The 22713-nt window shown below is 52.5% G+C and carries 17 protein-coding genes and 1 pseudogene; 8 read left to right on the top strand and 10 right to left on the bottom strand.

Going from position 1 to position 22713, the window contains the following annotated elements; translation table 11 throughout:
* Positions 1-374: 374 nt before the first annotated feature.
* Both IEW12_RS11895 and IEW12_RS11890 read right to left on the bottom strand, forming a co-directional pair.
* A complete protein-coding gene (locus IEW12_RS11895; RefSeq protein ID WP_188566255.1) occupies positions 375-1547 on the bottom strand; it encodes an MFS transporter in 1173 nt (390 codons plus the stop codon).
* Positions 1544-2737 (bottom strand): serine hydrolase domain-containing protein, encoded by a 1194-nt coding sequence (locus IEW12_RS11890; protein WP_188566254.1) that lies wholly within the window; start codon positions 2735-2737, stop codon positions 1544-1546. The genes IEW12_RS11895 and IEW12_RS11890 overlap by 4 nt, the downstream gene beginning before the upstream one ends.
* Before the next feature lie 116 nt (positions 2738-2853).
* Here IEW12_RS11890 and IEW12_RS11885 point away from each other — a divergent pair, with 116 nt between their 5' ends.
* Both IEW12_RS11885 and IEW12_RS11880 read left to right on the top strand, forming a co-directional pair.
* Positions 2854-3783 (top strand): LysR family transcriptional regulator, encoded by a 930-nt coding sequence (locus IEW12_RS11885; protein WP_188566253.1) that lies wholly within the window; start codon positions 2854-2856, stop codon positions 3781-3783.
* Between the two features lie 450 nt (positions 3784-4233).
* The gene (locus tag IEW12_RS11880; protein ID WP_188566252.1) at positions 4234-4866 is read left to right on the top strand and encodes a LysE family translocator; all 633 of its coding nucleotides are present in this window, start codon (positions 4234-4236) and stop codon (positions 4864-4866) included.
* 721 nt (positions 4867-5587) lie between these two features.
* Here the strand turns inward: IEW12_RS11880 and IEW12_RS11875 are convergent.
* On the bottom strand, positions 5588-6391 hold the full coding sequence (locus IEW12_RS11875) for an isocitrate lyase/PEP mutase family protein (RefSeq protein ID WP_188566251.1): 804 nt from the start codon (positions 6389-6391) through the stop codon (positions 5588-5590).
* 88 nt (positions 6392-6479) lie between these two features.
* Here IEW12_RS11875 and IEW12_RS11870 point away from each other — a divergent pair, with 88 nt between their 5' ends.
* Positions 6480-7388 (top strand): LysR family transcriptional regulator, encoded by a 909-nt coding sequence (locus tag IEW12_RS11870; RefSeq protein WP_188566250.1) that lies wholly within the window; start codon positions 6480-6482, stop codon positions 7386-7388.
* Positions 7389-7520: 132 nt separating this feature from the next.
* Here the strand turns inward: IEW12_RS11870 and IEW12_RS28820 are convergent.
* The 5 genes and pseudogenes from IEW12_RS28820 to gabT all read right to left on the bottom strand — a co-directional run.
* Positions 7521-7677, bottom strand: a pseudogene (locus IEW12_RS28820) (IS110 family transposase); the annotation flags it as partial.
* Positions 7678-7764: 87 nt separating this feature from the next.
* Positions 7765-8304 (bottom strand): GNAT family N-acetyltransferase, encoded by a 540-nt coding sequence (locus IEW12_RS11865; RefSeq protein WP_188566249.1) that lies wholly within the window; start codon positions 8302-8304, stop codon positions 7765-7767.
* Between the two features lie 315 nt (positions 8305-8619).
* The gene (locus IEW12_RS11860; RefSeq protein ID WP_188566248.1) at positions 8620-11523 is read right to left on the bottom strand and encodes an FAD-binding and (Fe-S)-binding domain-containing protein; all 2904 of its coding nucleotides are present in this window, start codon (positions 11521-11523) and stop codon (positions 8620-8622) included.
* A 106-nt stretch (positions 11524-11629) separates the two neighbouring features.
* Positions 11630-13024 carry an aldehyde dehydrogenase family protein gene (locus tag IEW12_RS11855; protein WP_188566247.1) on the bottom strand — a complete coding sequence of 465 codons (1395 nt, stop codon included), beginning with the start codon at positions 13022-13024 and terminating at the stop codon, positions 11630-11632.
* 7 nt (positions 13025-13031) lie between these two features.
* The gene (gene gabT / locus IEW12_RS11850) at positions 13032-14327 is read right to left on the bottom strand and encodes a 4-aminobutyrate--2-oxoglutarate transaminase (RefSeq protein ID WP_188566246.1); all 1296 of its coding nucleotides are present in this window, start codon (positions 14325-14327) and stop codon (positions 13032-13034) included.
* A 190-nt stretch (positions 14328-14517) separates the two neighbouring features.
* On the opposite strand from gabT, the gene IEW12_RS11845 reads away from it, so the two are divergent.
* The 4 genes from IEW12_RS11845 to proB all read left to right on the top strand — a co-directional run bounded on the left by IEW12_RS11845 (position 14518) and on the right by proB (position 20128).
* The gene (locus IEW12_RS11845) at positions 14518-16143 is read left to right on the top strand and encodes a PucR family transcriptional regulator (protein ID WP_188566245.1); all 1626 of its coding nucleotides are present in this window, start codon (positions 14518-14520) and stop codon (positions 16141-16143) included.
* A 277-nt stretch (positions 16144-16420) separates the two neighbouring features.
* A complete protein-coding gene (locus tag IEW12_RS11840) occupies positions 16421-17896 on the top strand; it encodes an NAD-dependent succinate-semialdehyde dehydrogenase (protein WP_188566244.1) in 1476 nt (491 codons plus the stop codon).
* 157 nt (positions 17897-18053) lie between these two features.
* Positions 18054-18887, top strand: a complete 834-nt coding sequence (locus IEW12_RS11835; protein WP_188566243.1) for a DMT family transporter — start codon at positions 18054-18056, stop codon at positions 18885-18887.
* 122 nt (positions 18888-19009) lie between these two features.
* On the top strand, positions 19010-20128 hold the full coding sequence (gene proB / locus IEW12_RS11830; RefSeq protein WP_188566242.1) for a glutamate 5-kinase: 1119 nt from the start codon (positions 19010-19012) through the stop codon (positions 20126-20128).
* Positions 20129-20179: 51 nt separating this feature from the next.
* On the opposite strand, the gene IEW12_RS11825 is transcribed toward proB, so the two are convergent.
* Together IEW12_RS11825 and IEW12_RS11820 are read right to left on the bottom strand one after the other, a co-directional pair.
* The gene (locus IEW12_RS11825) at positions 20180-20509 is read right to left on the bottom strand and encodes a tRNA-binding protein (protein WP_188566241.1); all 330 of its coding nucleotides are present in this window, start codon (positions 20507-20509) and stop codon (positions 20180-20182) included.
* 204 nt (positions 20510-20713) lie between these two features.
* A complete protein-coding gene (locus IEW12_RS11820) occupies positions 20714-21292 on the bottom strand; it encodes a PAS and helix-turn-helix domain-containing protein (RefSeq protein WP_188566240.1) in 579 nt (192 codons plus the stop codon).
* A 101-nt stretch (positions 21293-21393) separates the two neighbouring features.
* Here IEW12_RS11820 and IEW12_RS11815 point away from each other — a divergent pair, with 101 nt between their 5' ends.
* Positions 21394-22641 (top strand): metal-dependent hydrolase family protein, encoded by a 1248-nt coding sequence (locus IEW12_RS11815; RefSeq protein WP_188566806.1) that lies wholly within the window; start codon positions 21394-21396, stop codon positions 22639-22641.
* The last annotated feature ends 72 nt before the right edge of the window (positions 22642-22713 follow it).

Raw genomic sequence — 22713 nt, 5'->3', positions numbered from 1 at the left:
TGAATCGCGGTGAATGTGCCTAGGTGCTTAAGAATGTATTCCCACGCTTCCTTGCTCATTACTTGCCAAAGTTCAGCCATACAATCGTCGAAAGCGTTCTGTACTCCCAACGTCGCGTCTACGCGCCCGACATGCTTTGCTTCACGGACCAAAAAATTCCAGCTGCGGCATCGTCAGATACGCGTCAATCCGCCGCACGACGGGTTACGGACCAAGCCCATGTGCCTAAAGGTCGCGCCGCATCAGCCGGATCAATGCAGGGATGCTCAACGGCAGAGTTTCGTTGATTAGTACCTCGGCGATAGCGACGAGCGAGCCTTCACTTCACATGGTGCGCGTCTTTGTTACAGTGGCTGACGCAGTTTCACCCGAATTTATCCCATCGGCGTGGGAAAGCCACGGTGTTTGGCAGACCACGCCACCAGAAGCGTCGCGAGCAACAGCACCAGCAGCACAGGAGAGAACGCCCCCACACCGAGACGATCCAGTAGCACGCCCCCCACGATGGCGCCGCCGGCAATTGCCGTATTCCAGACGGTGACCAGCATGGACTGTGCGACATCGGCAGCATCGCCGGCTGTTCTGGCCAATGCGGTCTGGAACAGGGTCGCAGCGCCACCGAAAGCCAGTCCCCAAGCACCCACGGCCGAGTAGACGACGAACGGCTCGGTGCCTGCCACGCCCAGCACCAGCGCCGAAAGTCCGAACAAGACCGTGCTCGCTAGTGTCAGTGCACGCAGATACTTGTCGATCAGCACACCGATGATCCAGATACCCAGCAGCGACGTTATGCCAAATACCAATAGCACCAGATCCGTGCGTTCTACCATGTCAGCCATCACCAGAAATGGGGCGATGTAGGTGTAGAGGATATTGTGCGCGAGTACGAAGGCCAGCACCACGAACAGCACAGGGCGAATACCTGGCAGAGTGAACACGTGACGCAACGACAGGCGTTTGCCCGCAGCTTGCCCGGCGAAGTCCGGCACTTTCAGGCGCACCCAGACCACCAGCAATAGCGCGAGCAGGCTCATGATGCCGAAGCACATACGCCAACCGACCAAGGTACCGAGGAAGGTGCCAGCCGGCACACCCAGGGAAAGCGCCAGCGGCGTTCCCACCATCGCGATCGCGATGGCTCGGCCCTTCTGGGTTTCGGGTACCATGCGTGCAGCATAGCCGGCCAGCAGTGCCCATAGCAACCCCGCCGAAACACCCGCTAGGAAACGCGCTACCATGGTCACTCCGTAGCTGGTGGAAAGCGTCGTAATCGTGTTGGCGATGGCAAAGCCGGCAATAGCGGCCAGCAGCAATGGTCGGCGACGAACCCCTTGGGTGACAGCCGTCAACGGAATGGCTGCCACCAATGAGCCGATGGCATAGATGGTGACGGTCTGACCGATCCATGCCTCGGAGACGGCCAGGCCTTGCGCCATCTGGGGCAGCAGGCCCGCCGGTAGCGCCTCGGTCAGGATTGTAATGAAAGCTGCCATTGCAAGTGCCAGAAGCGATGCGATAGGCATTTGGTCTTGAGGTGTCGAAGTCATCGCACAACCTCCAGGGCACCGTAGACCGCATCGCGCAGATCGGTGACGAAACGACCCGCCATGCCTTCGTACAGCGTGTTGGTGAAGGCAACTACGCTGAGTCCCTGCGCACGATCTACGAACCAGGAATGGCCGTAGGCGCCCCCCCAGCGCCAGGTACCTTCCGACTCGGGCGAAGCGGCCAACGCCCGGTCACGCAAGACCGAAAATCCTAGTCCGAAGCCGAAGCCCGGCGCATTAGGTAGTTCCTGACCACCCGTCTGATCTCGCGCCATTTCCGCAATCAGTTCGTTGGGCAAGAGCGCATCGCCCCCCTGGCGCAAAGCTTCCAGTAGGCGCAGGAAGTCTGCGGCTGTTCCAGCCATGCCCGCGCCCCCCGAAGGAAATGCCTGCGGATCGAAAATGCGCTCAGGACTATAGGGGATGCCGACCGCCCCCTCAAAGGGCGAGACGGTTTCGCCTTCCGCCAGTGGGTGTGGCTGAGGCGTGTCATTCACGTAGGCGGTGGCAACGCGCTGCGGATCATGAGCGATGAAGCCGGAGTCGGCCATGCCCAGAGGGCCGGTCACCAGTTGCTGCACCGCCTCGTTCAGCGACGTGCCCTGAATGCGCCCGATCAGCGCGCCCACTACGTCGATCGCCAGCGAATAGCCCCAGGCCATACCCGGTTCATAAAGCAGCGGCACGGTGGCAATGCGCCGCAGGTTCTCGTCCAGGCTGATGCCGGAAGCATCCATGCCGTCTGACACGCCGGCCAGTGCATAGGGGCCATTGGCGTCGGCCTCGAAGAAGCGGTAACCCAGCCCCGCTGTGTGGCTGAGTAATTGTCGAACAGTGATACGCGCAGGCCGGCCATCGGTCAATCGCGGCAGGAACTCGGGTAGCCAGCGCTCAATGCTCTCATCAAGACCAAGCCGCCCTTGTGCCACCAGCACCAGCGCCGCTGTTGAAACGATGGGCTTGCTCGCCGACGCCAGACGAAAGATCGCATCCACGGTCATCGGCCGACGGTTCTCACGGTCCGCCCAACCGGCAGCTTGGCGGTGGATTAGTTGGCCGTTGCGTGCCACCAGTACCACGGCACCAACCAGACGCCGCTGGTCAAGTGCATGCTGAACGGCGGCCTGAATACAGGAGGATAGGGACACGTGCGGGATGCCTGCGTGCAGCGACAATGCGGAAATAGTCATGGGGAACTCCTTTCATCAATAATCAATCTCGCTAGGATAGAAAGTTTGTGATTAAAGAAAAAGTGGGGTAAAGTTCGTTTTTTAGCGGAACTATTTGTCCGCAATGGAGATGCGTGGTGGATAGTCTGAACGGCTTCGTGGTGTTCGTTAAGGTCGCAGAAACGCGCAGCTTCGTGGCCGTCGGCCGGTTGCTTGGAGTGTCAGCATCCGCCGTTGGCAAGAGCGTGTCGCGGTTGGAAGAAAAGCTCGGTGTGCGCTTGTTCCACCGCAGCACGCGCAGCGTTACGCCAACGGCTGAAGGTATGCTGTTTCTGGAACGAAGCCGCCGTATTCTCGCTGAGATCGAGGCGGCCGAAATGGAGCTTTCGCAGGCGACTACTGCGCCGCGCGGACGCCTGCGAGTCAGCATGCCACTGGTAAGTTCGCTAGTTTTGCCAGTGCTCGGCGAGTTTATGCGACAGTACCCGGACATCGAGCTGGACCTGGACTTCACCGACCGACTGGTCGATGTCATTGAGGAAGGCTTCGACGCGGTAGTTAGAACCGGCGACCAAACCGACTCACGCCTCTCTGCCCGCAGGCTCGGTTCCTTCAGCTCTATGCTGGTCGCTTCGCCCGACTACCTTGCGAGACGAGGAACGCCGAAAGTGCCTGCCGACTTGCTGCAACACACGTGCCTGCATTACCGTTTTCCCAACAGCGGCAAGTTGGAAACATGGGCACTGCGCCGAACTGTCGGCGAACCCGAGCTGCAATTGCCGACCTCGATGATCTGCAACAACATCGAGACGCGCGTGTGCTTTGCGCTGCAAGGATTGGGAATCGCCTACCTGCCGGACTTCTCCATCCGCGAGCTATTGGCGGATGGACGACTACGGCCGATCCTGAGCAATTATGTCGAGCGCGCAGGCGTTTTTCACGTGCTGTGGCCGGCGAGCAAGCATCCCTCACCGAAGGTGCGGGCGTTGGTGGACTTCCTCTGCGCGAAGGTCTTCCCGGCTACGAAAAGCAAAGCGTCCAGATCCAGGAGCCAGCTCAGCCGATAGCGGTAGTGGCTCACATTTGAAAATGGTGGTGCTCCATTAGATGTCGATTTCGAGTCACGATAGCTGCAACGGGCGCGACTGCTCACGCTAATTTCAATTGATGACTCATTTCGGCAAGCCTTCGCTCGCGAATCTCGGCCGTTTGCTTCGGTTTGATCCGATTGCTAAATAACGATCGGATCTTCGAGGCGGATTGCACAACCGCCAACTCTCACCATACTTGCTGCGAATTGCCGGCTCGGTGAACCGTTAAGTGCGGCTGTATGGCCGCAGTTTCGGTCGTCGAGTAGCTCAGAGATTCCATGAGATCGCGATTTTTTTGATATTTTATTCATTTGCGAAGGAATTCTTGCTGTCCCCCTTCAACATAAAGTTGTTGCCGGCCTGACAGCGCGGTGCGGCAGACCCTGGCATAATCAAACTTCGAAAAAATTCGTATCGGAGATCAAGATGGTTGCAGTTCCCGCATTAATGGGCTTTTCTCTGGTGGCACTCGGTATGGTGATTACGCCGGGACCGAATATGATGTACCTCGTCTCGCGCTCAATCTGCCAAGGCCGCAACGCCGGCCTGATCTCGCTCGGCGGAGTCGCTTCGGCCTTCATCGTGTACATGTTCGCGTCCGCCCTCGGCATCACAGCGCTCTTGCTCGCGGTACCGTTCGCCTACGATGCACTGCGCTTCGCAGGCGCCGCCTACTTGCTGTACATGGCCTGGCAAGCCTTGAAGCCGGGCGGCCGCTCACCCTTTCAGGTGCGCGAACTGGCGCAAGACAGCCCACGCCGCTTGTATGCGATGGGTTTCATGACCAATTTGCTCAATCCCAAGGCGGCAATGCTGTATCTGTCGCTGTTACCCCAATTTATAGATCCGCAGCAAGGTAGCGTGTTGGGCCAGGCTATCACCCTGGGCAGCGTCCAAATCGTCATCAGCGTGACGGTGAATGCCCTGATTGCCTGCGCGGCCGGATCTATATCAAGCTTCCTTCGCACTCGTCCTACCTGGCTCAAGCTGCAACGTTGGTTGATGGGCACGATGCTGGCCGGACTAGCCCTCCGCATGGCACTCGATGGACGGAAGTAGTCTATTTGGCGTGGTTCAAGCGAAGGGCGTGCGACACAAAGTCCTTATAGAAACTGTTCTTACTTGGTCACCTTGAATTTAAGGCGTAAGGATTCCTTCGCAAACGCGTATCACACCCAAATTTCGAACCGGACGACATAGACTAAGCCCAAGTTTGCCGTTGGCACTGCCGAGCCAGCACATGTCCTGGTCCAGCTAGATGAGTAGCGAGCCGTGCGCCTTTAGCGCTGCGTTGTACCCTTTCCGGTTGGCCGTTCAATACTTCGATTTAGCCAGCACGTTTATCGTACCGGCGTACCCGAGCCTTAACTTGGGCGCCGCTGGCTTGGAGATTCTACAACCTGGTCCCTTGTCTGAGTAGACACGATGCCTTCCTATTCAGTTTTGAGTGTGAACTAGTCCGATAGACTCACAAAGGCGCACTGGTCGACTCCCGCTGGTTGTAGTCGATGGCACTCGACCCAATGAGAACATTGATTCCATGGCCGCGTGGATAGAATAACTCATTCTTCAACGACGTTGAAACTGTCACAGAGAGACGGAGCGATAAAATGCCGGTAGATCGCATCGGATTCCGATTCGTTTGTCGTGACTCGATGGCAACCGTCTTCATTGCGGCGATTGGCGAAAAATTACCAATGCTGTTCGGTTTTCTCGTCCGCCATTCCGTATATTCATAAACTCCGCATCCCCTATGCTGCTTCGGGAAAATTCCGATGATTCAGAACGTCTTGTTGACTTCCGAGTAAGGCGTTGCGTCCGCAATCATTGGTGTGAGGGCACCGTCTCGCAGGAATCCTCGGACCAATTGTGCGGTGTGCGCCCATAGCGTTTGCGGAAACCACGAACCAACGCTGACTCGGCGCACACCAAATTCCGCCAAGGCATCGAGCGGTGGAAGCTCAGGCCAGACGATCACGTTCAACAGTAGGCCGCTGTCTCGGGCGATAGCACTCATTTCCTCGGATTTGACCAAACCCAGCACAAACAAGCCATCGGCGCCAGCTGTGCGGTATCCTCGCGCTCGCGCCAATACCTCTGTCACCCGTTGCCCCTCCGGTGCCAAGCCGCGTGCATAGACGTCCGTACGAACATTGATATACAGGGGAACACCGCAACGCTCGCCAACTGCCCTTACCGCCTCGACCTTGCGGCATAGCAGATCCGGCGATCCGACGCCATCCTCGATGTTGATGCCGACAGTGCCGGCATCGATGAGCCGCGACACCGTCTCAGCGACCTTGGCCGGATCATCTGCATAACCGCCCTCAATATCGACACTCAGCGGCACCGAAATCACGCGGGAAATGGATGCTGCACGCGCTGCATACACTTCGACCGGTAGTGCGTTGCCGTCACGGTAACCCAGTGACCACGCCACGCCCGCGCTGGTGGTGGCAATTGCAGCGGCGCCAAGGCTCTCGATCAAGCGCGCGCTGCCGGCGTCCCAGGCATTTGGCAAGAGCACAGGGGTAGCCTGGTAGTGAAGTTCGCGAAATGCGGCTGCCGATTGAGAGGTTTGCATGATTTGCTCCAAAAAGAACAATTGTAATCATGTGTATTTTTCTTGATAATAGCCAACAATAACATTCATTAATTCCTGCGAGGTAGCAATGGGCGAACCTTCACTTCACCTGGTGCGTACCTTTGTCACCGTGGTTGAGCACGGTAGTTTTGTTCGCGCCGCTGACGCGCTGGCTATGACACCCTCATCAGCCAGTCGACTGGTCAAGGCGCTAGAGCAACATCTAGGCACCACGCTTTTGAATCGAACCACACGAGCGATGTCGTTAACCGACTCCGGTCAGCGTTATTTTGCCGAGTGCAGTAATGCGCTAGCGCAAGTCCGAGGGGCCTACGAGATGGTGCGGGATGAGCAGGACGTGCCGCGCGGCACCCTAGTAGTCAGCGCGCCAGTAGCCTTCGGCCACAGTCATGTAGTACCTCACTTGGCCGGCTTTCTGGAGGCTTGCCCCCAAGTACAGCTGGACTTGCGTCTGAGCGACGGCTATGTTGATCTGGTCGCTGATGGCGTCATGCTGGCGCTGCGCATAGGTCGCCTAAAGAATTCATCGCTGGTCGCGCATAAGCTGCTGGATAACCGTCGCATTCTGGTGGCAGCGCCAGCTTATCTCAATCGATACGGAATACCGACCGCGTTGGAGGATCTCTACCAGCATCAGTGCTTGGTGTCCAGTTCCAGCCAGGACGGAAAACTTTGGCGCCTGTTTTGTGAAGGGGAGGAGCGGACGCTAGAGCCGCACGGCCGCATAAAGGGGGATAATGCAGACGCTATCCGGCGGCTATGCATGGACGGCTTGGGGATTGCCTTTCATTCCTTCGTGACTATGGCGGCAGCGATTCGTGCCGGCGATCTGACGCAAGTACTACCGCAATGGACTGGCCGCGAAACCGGCGTCTATTGCGTGCGGCCGCAGCGCCGCATGGGGCTCGCCGCCACGATCTTTGTCGAATATCTGGCAGCGCGCTGGCGTGACGCCACGCCTAGCCATCGCCAGTAGAGCTAGCTCGCATTCCGAAATGGGGTGACCGCCAGTTGTGGCGTTCACTTCTACGTCCTCTGACGGTTCGGCGCGCCGGACAAGCTGATTGTCATCTCGCCTTCGCATTTAGCCAGTATTCAGGTAGAGCACCTCCATGGCGATAACACGGAGACTGAGCCTACGCACGACGCTGAGCAACTCGGTGCACATTACCTTGGAACTAATGCAATAGTTGACCTCGCCGATCCGCACCGTGAAGTTGAAACACACGCTTCGCCAAAAAAATCTCGAGAGTATCGATATTCATAGCGGCCTCCATACACGAAGTGGATGAAATGCTAGTTTGCTCGGATCGGTGGTGTAGGCTTCATCTCTGCAAATCAACTGACGCTCTCTATTTCCTATCTCTCTCCAAAAGACCGAACTTCAAATCATCATACCAATTTCCGCCAATTATGAAATTGTCGCGCAAACATCCTTCTTGCAAAAAACCGACCTTTTGCAGTAGTTTTACCGACTCATTATTCCCGGAGGTAACAGTTGCGGTTAACTTGTGGAAACCACAAATAGCGAATGCAAATTCGATTACAGCACGCGTAGCTTCTGATGCATATCCGTGGCCATGCCAGTCAGGCAGAAACGAATAACCTAATTCAGCTTGGCGATAGGGCTGCCACATCGGCATAAAGCCATGCATACCTATCTTAATCCCACTTTTTTTCTCTTTAACGGTTAATCCTAGCCACTGCTCAGACAATTTTGACCATACCGGTAATCGACGGGCAAATCGATTTCGCAATTCCTCTTCGCTGCGTTGGTCGGAAATATAGCGAAGAACATCTGGATCGCGTTCAAGTTGGAGAAAGAGTGGCCAATCCTCTTGGCAATTTTGCGTCAATATTAGGCGGGGCGTTTCGAGAGTAGGAACAGTCATTGCATAGTTTTTGAGTATGGCGCACGTAATTAGTGCCGATATTGGAACGGCGTAATTTATAGCGAAAGCCTGTTGCAAAGGATTTCTTTATTGAAGGTCTGCGATAAGTCTAAGCCGAAAGCGCACAAAAGTTCGGAGAAATCATATTGCTAATCAATACGCGGTATCAAATTTCCTTCCGGTAGTATGAACACAAGATATAGGAGCGGCGTCGAGATCTCACGATACTAAGGTCATTCTAAGAATAAATGTATTTGGTTTAAATTCATATTCGATGCAAGCGCAAAATTGTTGCCCGGTAAAATAATAATATACTCATTCATGAATTTGGTTCAGCCATTCTGCCAAATGGATTGCTTTCCTGCCACTCACATTCGCTATCTGAGATCTACAGCTAAACCCATCGGCGATGATAGTGTTTTCCCGGTCGTTTCCTTCAATATGCGGTTTTAATTCGGTCTCTCCGATGCGCCGAGCTACGTCCGCGGTCTTTTGGTGATATCCATACCCACCGGCCATACCGCAGCAACCGGTTGGAAGTATTTTGCTATTCGGATCAAGTTCATTAAGCAACTTTTGCTCCGCCCCCATTCCGCCGCAAGCTTTCTGGTGGCAGTGCCCATGTACTTTTAACGGAAGGGACTGCGTTGGCATCGCGATCTTGTTAGCTGCAACAAATTCTGCAAGCGTCTGAACCGATTCAGACAATCGTGTTACGTCCACGTTAAGCGGATACAGTGCCGGCATCTCGTCCCGAAACACTGATAGGCAGCTTGGCTCCAAAATCACGATCGGGATTTTTCTATCAAGGTATCGACGCAATTGGTCGGTAATGGCAATTATATTTTTTCGCGCACTCTCCAGCATTCCCACATCGAAATACGGTCTTCCGCAACAAGTATGCTTTTCCAATAACTGGACATGAAAACCGGCCCGCTCGATCACGGAGACCGCGGCCTCTAGAACGGATGGTGAAAAGCCATTGTTAAACGTGTCGGTCCAGAGGACGACCGAATTCTGATCTCCCGATGTCCCATTTTCCCGCAGCAGTCTTTGGGCAGTCTGTCCAGAGCGAAAGTTACTATCAGCGATAGCCGGAAATTTAACGTCTGGCGTCAATCCAGCGACGGTTTTTGCGACTTTTCGTATCAACCGGTTTCTCATTAGACTATTCAGCAATCCGCTGCCGGTTTGCGCATACGGCAGCCATTCACCGATACGGCCAATAACAACGTCCATTACTCCGCGATTCTTAGACTTGTAATATTTAGATAGGAACTCAGCCTTGTACTTAGGGATATCGACATTGGTTGGGCAATCGGCTTTGCATCCTTTGCAGCCTAGGCACAAGTCCAGAGAATCCTTGATTTCTTCACTGGCCCAACCATCTTTGATCACTTCACCTTTCAGTAGTTCAAAGAAAAGCCGAGCCCGGCCACGAGTCGAATACTTCTCTTCTCTCGTTGCTCTGAAGCTAGGGCACATGGTTCCCCCCTCAATGGAGCGACATTTCCCCATTCCTATACAACGCTCCGTTGCACGAGCAAATCCTTGTCCGTTGGCACCACCATAGCTGAATTCGCTGTCGAGTTGCTTGCGCTCGTAGTCTGGCCCCATCCTCAAATTTTCATCTACCCGCATTGCATGAATCAATTTTCCTGGATTCATTTTATTTTTGGGATCCCAAATCTTCTTGAAATCCGAGAATGCCTGCATTAGCTGGGGAGAGTACATGATCTTTAAGAACTCTCCCTTTGCTTGACCGTCACCGTGCTCGCCAGAAAGAGAACCCTGATATTTCACGACCAAATGAGCCGCTTCTTCCAGGAATGCGCGCCATGTCGCGATGCCGCGATCCGATTTTAAATCGAACGTAATTCGAGAGTGAATGCACCCGTCGCCAAAGTGACCGTACAGGCTAGTCTTGTATCCGAATTTGGCGACAAGCGCTGAGAATTCGCGGAGATATGCGCCAAGCTGTGCGGGCTCTACTGCAGCATCTTCCCATCCCACGACAGGGTCGGTTTGTTCTGGATCGTCAGACAGCGATGTGGCAGAGGCACCAGTCTCACGGATTGTCCAAATCCGCCCCATTAAAGCCGCGTCCGTAATTACCCTCACGGTAGCTTGACCTGGAAGTGCGTCAACCCGAGCTGCAGCACTTTCGGCCGCTGCTGTGGCTTCGACAGTAGAGGCGCCGCCAAATTCCACCATTAACCAAGCCTGTCCATGTGGAAGTTCCGCCAGATCTGCAATTCTTAGACCGCGTGATCTCAGTCCGCCGATGATTCCCTCATCCAATCCTTCCATAGCAATTGGTTTGAACGGAAGAAGTTGAGGGACAGCGTCCGCTGCATGATAAATATCATCGAAGCCGAATACGGCCAAGACACGGCTCTTTGGATTCATGACAAGCTTGGTTTCCGCATGCAGGACCGCGACGCAGCTCCCCTCGACACCGACCAAGGCCCTCGCAAGGTTGAATCCGTTTTCTGGCAATAGCTGATCGAGGTTGTAACCAGAAACCCTTCTTTTTAGCGCTGGAAAACCTTTCCGAATGTCGTGTTCGTACTTGTTAACGAGATCTTTCAGGCTTTGGACAATTTCCGCCCGACGGCCGCCCGCTCGAATGTGATCGTCGAATGCGGCATCATCTGTAGCGCCTACCCAAAAGCGAGCACCATCATAGGTCATGATCTCCAGCCGCTCTATGTTTTCGACAGTTTTACCCGCCATTACGGAGTGCGCTCCGCATGAGTTGTTTCCGATCATTCCACCAATTGTGCACCGGCTGTGTGTGGCAGGATCAGGGCCAAAAGTTAACCCGTACTTAGCCGCCGTGGTTTTTAGTTGATCGCAAATGACACCTGGTTCAACTCTGGCGATACGCCTAGCGGCGTCTACTTCGTGTATTGCAGTGAGATATTTCGAATGATCTATGATGACTGCGACATTCACGGATTGTCCACACATAGAAGTTCCCGCCCCCCGCGACAAGATCGGCAGGTCTGCAGCTGCGCACTCTGATATCGCTGCAACGAAATCATCTACAGTGCGAGGCACGACAACACCAATGGGAACCTGGCGATAGTTTGAAGCTTCAGACGCATAGACCGCGCGGGTTCCTGCATCAAACTTCACTTCCGCCGTCGTATGTCGCTTCAATCTATCTTGCAGTCGAAGGAGTCGGTTCAAATCTGTCGGTGTTTGGGTATACATAGTGATTTTTTGTTGCGTGAGCTAGGATCTGGGGTTAAACCGGGGGAGTCCCGATTCTTATGGTTCGGGCGATATAGGCTTCATAGAAATCATATTGAATCCGATGTCAACGTCTTGCCAGCAAGTCTGTTGCTGCCATGGTAGAAATTTCCTCTACACTCGGGATTCGTGACACATTCATTCTAAATGTACTGTCGCTTAGTTTCGCTTGCATTTCAACCATACTCTTTCCACTGCAAGACCAGTAGTGGACCAACGGCGTACCCGAGAATCCATCGGCAATTCCGCGCAATTGGCGATCGGAATCGAAGGTTGACATTAGGAGAACCGGCCCAAGCAGGCGTCCGTTCGACAGGTGTACGTTAGTGGCTTCGCTTTGCAGGACGATTGGATAGGAGATCAGACCGGTGCGCGGTTTTCTATAAAAAAGCCGGGCTCCGCTAGTTATTGCGTCTTCTACGTATATGTCGAGATCAGCAGATGTTGCTGTATTTAATAACGGCCCGATTTGAGTCTTTTCTTCAAACGGGTTTCCAACGTGAAACTTGTCCAGTATAGAGACAATTCTATCGCCCAACTCGGCACAGACAGACGCGCAGACATAGACATATGGTGCCAATACCGATGGTTGGGCGGAGATTCCCAAAACGGTCTCTACAATTATCGCGGCCGCGACATCAATATCTGCATCCGCAAAAACGAAATACGGGACTGGTCGCGCGGTATCTAGGGTAGCAGACCGGTTCTTTCTAATTGCGCTTTCATATAGCGCTCTGGCATTTTTGGAGTTTCCGGAAATATCCATCGACTGAATACGCGCATCGGCGATGAATTGTTGACAGACTTCTTCTTGACTGCTGGTGGTTAAAACCTGCAGGCTCCCAGCAGGACTATCTACTTCTTCCCAATATTGGGCTAGCAAAAGGGCTGACAAGGGAGCTTCCGGCGCAGGTACTACAATGGCGCTACGACCTTCCGCGAATAAGCGGATTGTATTACGTACGAAATCATAGGCAGGGGATTGCCATGACAGAACTACTAAACCCGGCCCCGGAGATTGTGTTTTGTTTGAAGCGTTTTGACTCGGTTGAGAAGAATTCTGGTCTAACGTTGTGGTCTTCGCCGCAGAGAGAAATTGATCGATTAGACCGGTTGCGTAGGCAATTTCTTGCTTACCTTGGCTTATTGGCTTTCCAGTTTCTGACGCAATTGCGTTTGCCAGGCGCCGAACATTTCGGGTCAATTTTTCTTGCCATGCGGCGATAAGATCTAGGCGAGCCTGTATCGGTTGCGTCGCCCAGATACTCGTAGCTGTTATAGCCGATTCGAGTGCAAGTTCCGCCTCCTTTGGTCCACAATCAGCCACTTCTGACCAAAGATGGCCGGCGTTATGAATGCCGGTCGTAAATGTCTGGTTAGAAGCTGTCCATTTCCCTCCTATAAAAGCGAGGTACTTATTGACGCCAAAAGTAAACTGCGGGTGCGGGAGGGGAACGAACATAGCAATATCACTCCTCGATTGATTCTGCGATCGACTTACCTAGGATACGAACCGCTTCGTCGACAGTGGCGTCATCTGCAACTAATGGGATTAAGCTGCGCACCACATTCCGGTGCAGACCACACTTGATGACTAACACACCGTTCTCACGAGCGCGATCCATTACGCGTTGAGCTAGGGCGGCGTCGGGTGTTTGATTTTTATCGCCTTTGACGAACTCCAACGCCAACATTGCACCTACGCCCCGTACATCACCTATCCGAGGATATTTCGCTTTCAGAGAATCAAAGCCAGCTTTCATCCGCGTACCAATTTCTCGTGCACGTTTCAGTAACTCTTCGTCTTCGAATATTTCCAACACCGCGAGTGCGGCGGCGCAAGCCAGAGGGTTGCCGGCATAAGTGCCGCCCAGGCCACCTGGAGTAGGCGCATCCATTATTGTTGCTTTACCTGTGACAGCGGATAAAGGCAATCCGCCTGCCAAGCTTTTTGCTACCGTTACCAGGTCAGGCTCGATTCCAGAATGTTGAAAACCGAACATCGTTCCAGTTCGTCCAAATCCGGTCTGGATTTCATCCGCAATGAGTAATATTCCGTGTTCTTTGGTTAGGACCCGCAGCGCTTTCATGAAATCTGCAGGTGCCTGAAGGAAGCCACCGTCGCCTTGGACGGGTTCGATAATAATCGCGGCAACGCGGTTAGCGGCAATCGCTGTGGCAAACAGCTCTTCCAGGGCATCAAGCGCCATTTGAGAGGTAATTCCGCGAAACTCGTTCGGATAAGGCACATGATAAACGTCTGGTGCGAAGGGGCCAAAGTTTTGCTTGTAAGGCTGACTCATGCCAGTAAGTGTCATGCCCATCAATGTCCTACCATGAAACCCGCCACGAAACGCTATTATTCCAGGACGATTAGTGTAGCCCCGAGCGATCTTGATAGCGTTTTCCGTCGCTTCTGCGCCGGTTGTGAGGAACACAGTTTTGTTTGGAGATGAGCCTCCCACTAGCTTATTCAAGCGAGCAGCCAGTTCGATATAGGACTCATATGCAGCCACCTGGAAGCAGGTGTGTGTGAGCGAATCCAGCTGTTTCTTAACCGCATTAACGACCTTAGGATGATTGTGGCCGACGTTCAAGACACCGATACCGCCAACAAGATCTATATATTCTTTGCCGTCGACTGACCATACGTGCGCACCACTTCCGCGCGAGACAACAATCGGATGTGCTGTTAACACTCCCCTTGGAACGTTTTGTTCCCTTTGGTTAAGCAGATATTGGGAATTATCAGTTTTCGTATCCATGTCGGCACCTTTTCGTATCAGAGTCAGTTGTGGGTAAAAAATCACTAGGTTTAACAATACTCTGCGTGAGGGACATAAAATACGTAGAAATAATGGGAAATTGAAGCCTCCACTTACTATTAAAAGTATGATGCCAGGCGAGCAATGGCTGCTACACTATTGTTGAAGTGGTGTTTTGGAGCTAGCCAGCATGAAACTAAAAGAAGCCATCGCAACGACAAGGCTCTCAGTGGGACATCTTGTTTCGGGGCGCGATGCATTGGAGCAGGATGTTTCATGGGTGCAAATAATTGACCATCCAGATATTGAGCCTTGGGTCGATCATGGGCATTTGCTTCTCACTACAGGCTATAACTGGCCGAAAGATGAAGTAGGTGCTGCTAATATCATTCGCGCCCTACACAAGAAAGGACTGAGCGGCGTTGTACTTGCCGTTCCTCAATTCCTGGAACATTTCCCGTCAGCGAGTATAGATGTCGCCAGGGACCTTAATTTCCCGTTGATTGAATTGCCTTGGGAGGTCCCTTTCAGCGAAGTCACTCAATCCATCCACAGGGAAATTGTTGATCACCAGGCGCAATTGATTGTTCGATCGGAACATATCCATAATGAACTTACCAATGCGGCTTTGGGTGGCCTCGGTCTACAGGATTTGGCCGAGACCCTTGGCGAGCTGATCAAACGACCGGTGTTCTTTTGTGATATGGACGGGCGCACACTTGGCCAATACCTAGTGGCAGGTGGCATTTCTGAAGAGACACCTGATCCGTCTCAACGAAAATCTGAAGACCTAAATCCTGGGAAGCAGCTCCTGGATAATTTAGAAAAGATCGGTTTGCTGCGGCGTATAGCCGAAAGCAAACATCCCGTCAGTATCCCGCATGTTCTTGAATTGAACGATACCCCCCGTGTTTCCTATCCAATCCGCATCCGCGGTGAATTGCTCGGGATTGCTTGGATAAATGAAACCGACTCACCTTTAGGTGAGCTTGATCTTCGCGCGGTGGAGCATGCTGGCACAGTGGCGAGCCTAATGCTCTCCCATCAAAGAGACCTAAGTGCCCAGGAGGCACGCATGGGATATACCTTCGTCGATTCGCTGCTTGAAGGTCAATTTGAATCTACGCCATCGACTCTCGAGCGAGCGAACTTATTGGGGTGGGATCCCGATGAGGATTATCGTGTCTGCGCTTTTTTATTGAATGAACCCATTCCGTTGTCCAGAGAGGGATTTTTCCGGCGAGAGCGCCTTGCTGAGGCTCTAAAGAAAGCCTTGTCGAAGACTAAAACCCCCGCACTTCTTTCAATGTCCTTGAATCAAATACATTTACTATTGCCAGCCAAGATAGAACCAGAGTCAATCTGGGCCGAAGTGGGCAGTCGTGGTGCCACGATGGCAATTAGCAGGATCATGGCCGGCGTAGCCGGCATGAGGCGAGCGGCTGAAGACGTGGCTATTTTGCTGCCCATCTTAAAGCCTGGAAAGATCCATTATTTTGACGAAATGCTGTTGCCTCTGGTATTGCAAGGAGACGTTCAGGCCCGCAAATTATTCTTGCAGAAGACGCTTGATCCACTAAAGCAGCTTCGACATTTTGACGTTTCCATGGACACGCTGACGGTGTTGACTGAAGAAGGCTTCCATCTCGCCAATACTGCTAAACGACTGGGCTTGCATATTAGCTCGTTGAGATATCGAGTTGAGCGCATGCAGGAAGTAATGAACGTGTCGTTTGAGGATGTCGAGGCTCGCTTTAGACTGCAGTTGGCGATCAAGCTGTACACTGCCTCATCCGATGAAAGCGCTGCTGGCTAAGGTCATTTCTGTCGACGAGAGAATTGCGTTGCATCACCTCATTACTTTGCAATATTTTGCCGTTTTCTACCGTCTTTTCAACTCATCTTCCACCTCGCTCCTCCCTATAATTCCTTTAGTTCATCTTAACCCTGCTTGTTGGCCGGCTTAGGAGTGACTTTGACTATTGCGGTTGCAGTAACCGGCAGTTTTATCTAACGTGAAACGAGCATCTTGTTTGTGCATCATCTCAATTGACGCCAGCACGAGCGGTTCACTTACTTCAAGGGAATCTAACATGAACCTCAAAGACATTTCGTTATTTCGGAAAAACTGCCTGATTGACGGGACTTGGCAAGACGCAGACGACGCATCCAATTTCCCAGTGATTGATCCAGCAAATGGAACAGAATTGTGCTCTGTACCAAACATGAGCAGCGTCGAAACACAGCGGGCTATTACCGCCGCAAAAAATGCGTGGCCGACATGGAGAAAAAAGCCTGCAAAAGAACGTGCAAACATTCTTCGCAACTGGTTCAATTTAATCGTCGCTAACGCGGACGATCTGGGCATGCTGATGACCAGGGAGCAGGGGAAACCGCTGGCAGAAGCGCGGGGTGAAGCGATTTATGCTGCCAGTTTCGTGGAATGGTTCGCTGAAGAAGGAAAGCGGCTCGCAGGCGACGTATTTGAGGCACCTCAAACTGATAAGAGAATCGTGGTACTGCGAGAGTCGATTGGTGTGTGCGTTGCGATTACTCCTTGGAATTTTCCGGCAGCGATGATCACCAGAAAAGTCGCGCCTGCGCTGGCTGCGGGTTGCACCATGATTATCAAGCCCGCTGAACAGACACCATTAACTGCGCTGGCTTTATGCGAATTGGCCGTGCGTGCAGGAGTACCTCCGGGCGTCATCAATATTTTGACTTGCGATATTGACAGAGTTGCGGAGGTCGGAAAAACCCTGACTTCGAGCGATATCGTTAGAAAAATTAGCTTTACCGGATCAACTGAAATTGGCCGGCTGCTGATGCGTCAAAGCGCAGACACTATTAAGAAACTGTCCTTCGAGCTCGGCGGAAACGCGCCATTCATCGTATTTGATGATTGCGACATTGACGCGGCGGTGGAGGGGGCGATGCAAAGCAAATTCCGAAATGCCGGCCAGACATGTGTTTGTGCAAATCGCATCTATGTTCAGTCTGGCATTTATGATCAGTTCGCAGAAAAATTGGCTGCTCGAGTTTCGCAGTTGAAGGTCGGAAACGGTTTGGAAAAAGGCAGCGAAATTGGCCCGCTTATTGACCTGGCTGCCATAGACAAGGTACAGGATCACATTGCAGACGCGCTGAGCAAAGGCGCCAGTTTGTTAGTTGGTGGAAAATCGGTAGAAGATGAGAAACTAGGCTATTTCTTCCAGCCATCCGTTCTTGTCAATGCAACACAAGAAATGAAGATCGCCCGCGAAGAGACATTTGGTCCAGTGGCGCCGCTATTCAAATTTGAGACAGAAGAGGAAGTCATCGCTGCAGCCAATGATACAGAGTTTGGCCTGGCGTCGTATTGCTTCTCCAATAATATCAAGCGCGTATGGCGAATGATGGAAGCGTTGGAGTATGGCATTGTCGGAGTCAATACTGGAATATTCGCAAATGAAGTCGGGCCATTCGGCGGTATGAAGCAGTCGGGGCTTGGTCGCGAGGGGTCGGTCTACGGCATTGATGAATACACCGAGCTGAAATATTGCTGCCTCGGCGGATTTGACACTCCTTGAGGTGTATCCAGCCGCGACTGTGCTGTTCGTATGAGTTCAAGGGCTCTATCCGCTTTATTGCGACCGAGTCACCCTGTAAGTCAATGTAAGAAAATCCCGATACTCCATGCCCTTTATGAAAACAAACCACAGCGGATTGGCCCTGGCGGCAACATGCATGGCTGTCGTTATATGGGCGACCCAGGCCAGTTTAGCTGTCTCGCTGCGAAATTTGCCCCCTTTCCTGCTGACCGGATTGACACTGATTATTGGTGGTTCAATTTCTTTGCCAAAAATAAGGAGTTGGACGATCTCCTGGCGGGCAATCGGCGTGGGGGTATATGGCATCTTCGTATACCATTTCTTCTATTTTCTTGCTCTTCGAAATGCGCCGCCGGTTGAAGCAAACTTAGTGCACTATCTTTGGCCAGCGCTCATCGTAGTGTTGACACCGGTGTTTTCGAGTCAAAAACGTTTAAGGTCGAACCATATTGTTGGCGCGGCCTGCGGGCTGGTAGGTGCGGCGGTCGCTGCTTTGCACGGGGTGTCCATTTCCAATGCCAGGTTTGAGATCGGTTATGTCTTCGCGATTGTCGCAGCCTTCGTTTGGGCCTCCTATTCACTGCTGCTTGGTACATTGAAATCTTACTCTGCCTGGACAACCGGCGGCGTGTGCATTATTTCTGGCATTCTCTCTCTCATTTGTCATTATGCACTTGAAGGTCAAGTGCAAATTTCCAATCATGACTGGATATTGATTGTCTGCCAAGGATTGGGTCCTATGGGAATGGCTTTCTATCTTTGGGACTTTGGCATGCGTCACGGTGACACGAGAATATTGGGCGTGCTTGCATATACGATACCGGTCCTTTCGACAGTTGTTCTTTCCATCGTAACGGGACGCGAAATCACCGTATCAATTGCCATTGCCACTAGTCTGGTTATTTTGGGCGGGATTCTCGGTTTAATGAGTCGAAGTGATCCCAGGCATGCACCAATAGCCGAACTTTAGTTCCGCTTCGACAGGGCCAGGGTATTGGTCTTAGCGGCCATTTCTACAATTGGTGCAATAGTGCCGGTTTTCGAGTATCACTTATAGGCCCTGCATCTTGCTGGCCACACGCGGGGATCGCTATGGGGTCTGTCATTACGCAGGCAAAACGCATAGTCATTAAGGTGGGATCGTCATTGGTCACCGACGACGGCAAAGGCATAGATAAAGCTGCGATCGAGAAATGGGCCTTCCAAATTGCGCAAGTACGCGCAATGGGTAAACAAGTCGTGATGGTGAGCTCAGGAGCGATTGCCGAAGGACGTTTGAGGCTGGGATTCAAAACACGGCCGCACGGCGTCCATGAATTGCAGGCATGCGCTGCTGTCGGGCAAATGGGACTGGCCCAGGCCTATGAGGCAAGTTTTAGGGCGCATGGAATTTCGACGGCACAAATTTTACTGACCCATGCGGACTTGGTTGACCGAGAACGTTACTTGAATGCTCGTTCAACGATATTCGCGCTGTTGCGTTTTGGGGTTGTTCCAATCATCAATGAAAACGACACTATCACCACAGAGCGGATTAAATTTGGTGACAACGATACGCTTGGCGCATTGGTTACCAATTTGATTGAGAGCGACGCATTGATTATTCTGACTGACCAGAGAGGTCTCTTCTCGGCAGATCCCAGGACCAACCCATCCGCGAAATTCATCAGTGATGCCGACGCGGGTGATCCCGCGCTGGAACAGATGGCCGGGGGCGCCGGTACCGGCGTGGGCAGGGGTGGAATGCTGACAAAGATACTGGCGGCTAGACGGGCGGCGAAATCCGGTGCCCATACCGTGATTGCTTCAGGTCGCGAAGAGAACGCCCTGGTACGACTGGCGAAGGGCGAATCTTTGGGAACTCAGCTGGTTACCCAGTCTGCGCCAATTGCTGCGAGAAAGCAGTGGATGGTGGATCATTTGCAGACTGCGGGGCAAGTCGTGCTAGACCGTGGGGCCGTTCAAAAATTGACGCTTGAAGGCAAGTCGTTGCTCCCCATCGGGGTCTTAGATGTGTCTGGGAAGTTCAGTCGTGGCTCGGTAGTGTCATGTCTGGATCAGTCGGGCAAGGAAATTGCGCGGGGATTGATCAACTACGGAGCGGAGGAGGCGCGTCGAATAATGCGGCATTCTTCATCACAGATCCAATCCATTCTGGGCTTTGTCGGGGACCCGGAATTAATTCATCGGGACAATTTGATTTTGGTTTGAGCTACTTGCATCGAACACTTGTCCCATCTCGGTCGCGATCCCCTAGGCAGGTTAAAAAACTCGAGTTCCGGGTGAGACGCTTCGCTCTGTCGACAAATAGACGACCTCCCCAGGACCCTGAGGGACACCGAGCATCAACACTTCGGATGTGAAACCAGCAATTCGCCGTTTCCCTAGGTTAACTGCGCAGACCACCATTTTATTGATTAATTCCTCGGGCTGATAAAGACCGGTGTACTGGCCGCTTGTCGTTTTCACGCCAAGCTCCCCGAAGTCGATCCAAATTTTATATGCCGGCTTTATTGCTTCTCGGTTTAGTTCAACTTGTGTGATTCGACCGGTTCTTAAGTCCAATAATTCAAAAGCTTCGATAGGGGTCATGGCGTCCTCGGAAAAATATGAGTCGGTGCCCGTGGCATTGATGCCTACATAGCGGGAAATACGTCTAGTTTTACCTGCGTAGCGATCTCGGTCAATGGGTGGTGAGTAGGAATGTATGGAACGAATTTCCTACTTTAGATCGAAAGATTCGGGACAAAAGCACGACTAACATGCAATCAGTTAGGCAGCTTTCGTTTCGTACCATTAAAGCAATTGCTTTACCAGCTCTACGGTCGAGCTCACGTTGTATTTCCTCAAAAGTCGAGTCCGGTAAATATCCACGGTCCGAGGGCTGATTCCTAGTGCTTTGCCAATTTCCTTTCCTGTTCGTCCTTCAATCAGCAGTGCGGCAATGTCGCGTTCCCGAGGAGTCATCGAAGCATGTTGTGCATTCACCACATCCCTTTCTTTGGAAAGATTGGTAAAAGCCCACAAGGTTTCTTGGTAAGGCGCATCGCGGTTTACTGCAAAACCGCTTACATGAACCCAGAACAATTCACCGGTCAATCGCTTCATCACGCGGTCATCGGCATAGCGTCCTTTATCGCGCAAAAAAGGGGCTATTCGCTCTCCCGTTTTTTCAAAATCTGCCTGTGTGGGATAGAGAGATTGGAACGAGTTTCCAATCAGGTCCTCACGCATACCACCAAACATTTCGGCGAACGCATTATTGCAATCAACGATTACTCGAGAGCGGCCTATAGCCTGCCCGACCGGGGCGTTGTAAAACGCCGCTCTGTAGTCGATCTCATTATTGCCCAGCACCAAATTAGCGGTTTGCATGTTGTTTCTCCGGAAATCGGTCGGACACTTAAGTGTCCGACACCTATAGACTTAAGAGTATATCGCACCTACAGTATTAATACATTAGGTATGGAGAAATGATGAAGAAAATTCTATTGAAAAACGCCTCGATCCTTGATTTGGCTCGCGGTGAACTGACGACAGGAATGAATGTTCTGATCGAGGGGCGCAACATACTGGAGGTGAGTAGCGTTGACCTGGGCTCAAGCGCTGATGAAGTGGTTGATTTGCAGGGGCGGACTTTAATGCCAGGTCTGATCGACTGCCATGTGCATGTCATGGCCTCACATGTCAATCTCGGTCTTATGGCCAATATGCCCAACGCTTTTGCATTGATTCGGGCGCTGCCCATCTTGAAGGACATGCTGCACAGGGGCTTTACGACGGTGAGGGACGCTGGCGGCGCTGATTGGGCGCTTGCGCAAGCCGCTGACAATGCCTTGATTGAATCGCCTCGAATATTTCCGGCAGGAAAAGCGTTATCGCAAACAGGCGGACACGGAGATTTCCGGGCTCGCAGCGACCAACTTGAGCCATGCGCCTGTTCGTTCCGAATTGGCAATATCGCGAGAGTTGTCGATGGTGTGGACGACGTGCGTAGAGCAGCTCGCGACGAGCTTACAAAGGGGGCCACCCAAATCAAGATTATGGCCAGCGGCGGGGTCACCTCACCGAACGATCCTATCGGCAATACAGGATTCTCTGTTGACGAGCTCAAGGCGATTGTGGACGAAGCCACTGCCTGGCAGACCTATGTCATGGCACATGCATATACCCCTCGCGCAATCCGACGCGCGATCGAAGCTGGTGTCCGAACGATCGAACATGGGAATCTGATTGACGAAGAGACTGCGAATTTTGTCAAAGACCATGGTGCTTTCGTCGTCCCAACCTTGATCACATACGATGCGCTTTCCTCTGAAGGTCCAGGACTCGGCCTGCCGCCAGAATCAATCGCCAAAATTGATGATGTCAGGTTAGTTGGACGGCAAGCGATTTCGTTGTTGCACCGAGTCGGAGTGAAGATGGGCTTCGGTAGTGATTTACTAGGAGAGTCGCATGTTCATCAATCGGAAGAATTAAAAATCCGCGCCGGCTTGGTGGGCACTCTTGACGCACTCCGGTCGGCGACAACGGTGGCCGCCGAGATATTGCAGCGAGAAGGCACACTTGGTGTCGTGAAGGCTGGTGCGATCGCAGATCTTCTGATCGTCGATGGCAACCCATTAACCGATATCGACGTACTGCTGGGCCAAGGTAAATCTATCCCCGCGATTATGAAAGACGGGCGCTTCGTTAAGAACCAGCTCTCGACGAACATCGCGTAACGAACATTGGTAATCCGCTTCCTACAACCGAAAGCCGACCAAACCAATCCTGCGAATAGCTAAATATTGTGA

Source organism: Parundibacterium terreum, assembly GCF_014636315.1.
GTDB lineage: Bacteria > Pseudomonadota > Gammaproteobacteria > Burkholderiales > Burkholderiaceae_D > Undibacterium > Undibacterium terreum.
This window is presented reverse-complemented; position numbering and strand designations above follow the sequence as displayed.

Bases quoted from the DNA above. Each gene is read 5' to 3' on its own strand.
- IEW12_RS11895 (WP_188566255.1), bottom strand. From the start codon at position 1,547: ATGACTTCGACACCTCAAGACCAAATGCCTATCGCATCGCTTCTGGCA.
- IEW12_RS11890 (WP_188566254.1), bottom strand. From the start codon at position 2,737: ATGACTATTTCCGCATTGTCGCTGCACGCAGGCATCCCGCACGTGTCC.
- IEW12_RS11880 (WP_188566252.1), top strand. From the start codon at position 4,234: ATGGTTGCAGTTCCCGCATTAATGGGCTTTTCTCTGGTGGCACTCGGT.
- IEW12_RS11875 (WP_188566251.1), bottom strand. From the start codon at position 6,391: ATGCAAACCTCTCAATCGGCAGCCGCATTTCGCGAACTTCACTACCAG.
- IEW12_RS11870 (WP_188566250.1), top strand. From the start codon at position 6,480: ATGGGCGAACCTTCACTTCACCTGGTGCGTACCTTTGTCACCGTGGTT.
- IEW12_RS11865 (WP_188566249.1), bottom strand. From the start codon at position 8,304: ATGACTGTTCCTACTCTCGAAACGCCCCGCCTAATATTGACGCAAAAT.
- IEW12_RS11860 (WP_188566248.1), bottom strand. From the start codon at position 11,523: ATGTATACCCAAACACCGACAGATTTGAACCGACTCCTTCGACTGCAA.
- IEW12_RS11855 (WP_188566247.1), bottom strand. From the start codon at position 13,024: ATGTTCGTTCCCCTCCCGCACCCGCAGTTTACTTTTGGCGTCAATAAG.
- gabT (WP_188566246.1), bottom strand. From the start codon at position 14,327: ATGGATACGAAAACTGATAATTCCCAATATCTGCTTAACCAAAGGGAA.
- IEW12_RS11845 (WP_188566245.1), top strand. From the start codon at position 14,518: ATGAAACTAAAAGAAGCCATCGCAACGACAAGGCTCTCAGTGGGACAT.
- IEW12_RS11840 (WP_188566244.1), top strand. From the start codon at position 16,421: ATGAACCTCAAAGACATTTCGTTATTTCGGAAAAACTGCCTGATTGAC.
- IEW12_RS11835 (WP_188566243.1), top strand. From the start codon at position 18,054: ATGGCTGTCGTTATATGGGCGACCCAGGCCAGTTTAGCTGTCTCGCTG.
- proB (WP_188566242.1), top strand. From the start codon at position 19,010: ATGGGGTCTGTCATTACGCAGGCAAAACGCATAGTCATTAAGGTGGGA.
- IEW12_RS11825 (WP_188566241.1), bottom strand. From the start codon at position 20,509: ATGACCCCTATCGAAGCTTTTGAATTATTGGACTTAAGAACCGGTCGA.
- IEW12_RS11820 (WP_188566240.1), bottom strand. From the start codon at position 21,292: ATGCAAACCGCTAATTTGGTGCTGGGCAATAATGAGATCGACTACAGA.
- IEW12_RS11815 (WP_188566806.1), top strand. From the start codon at position 21,394: ATGAAGAAAATTCTATTGAAAAACGCCTCGATCCTTGATTTGGCTCGC.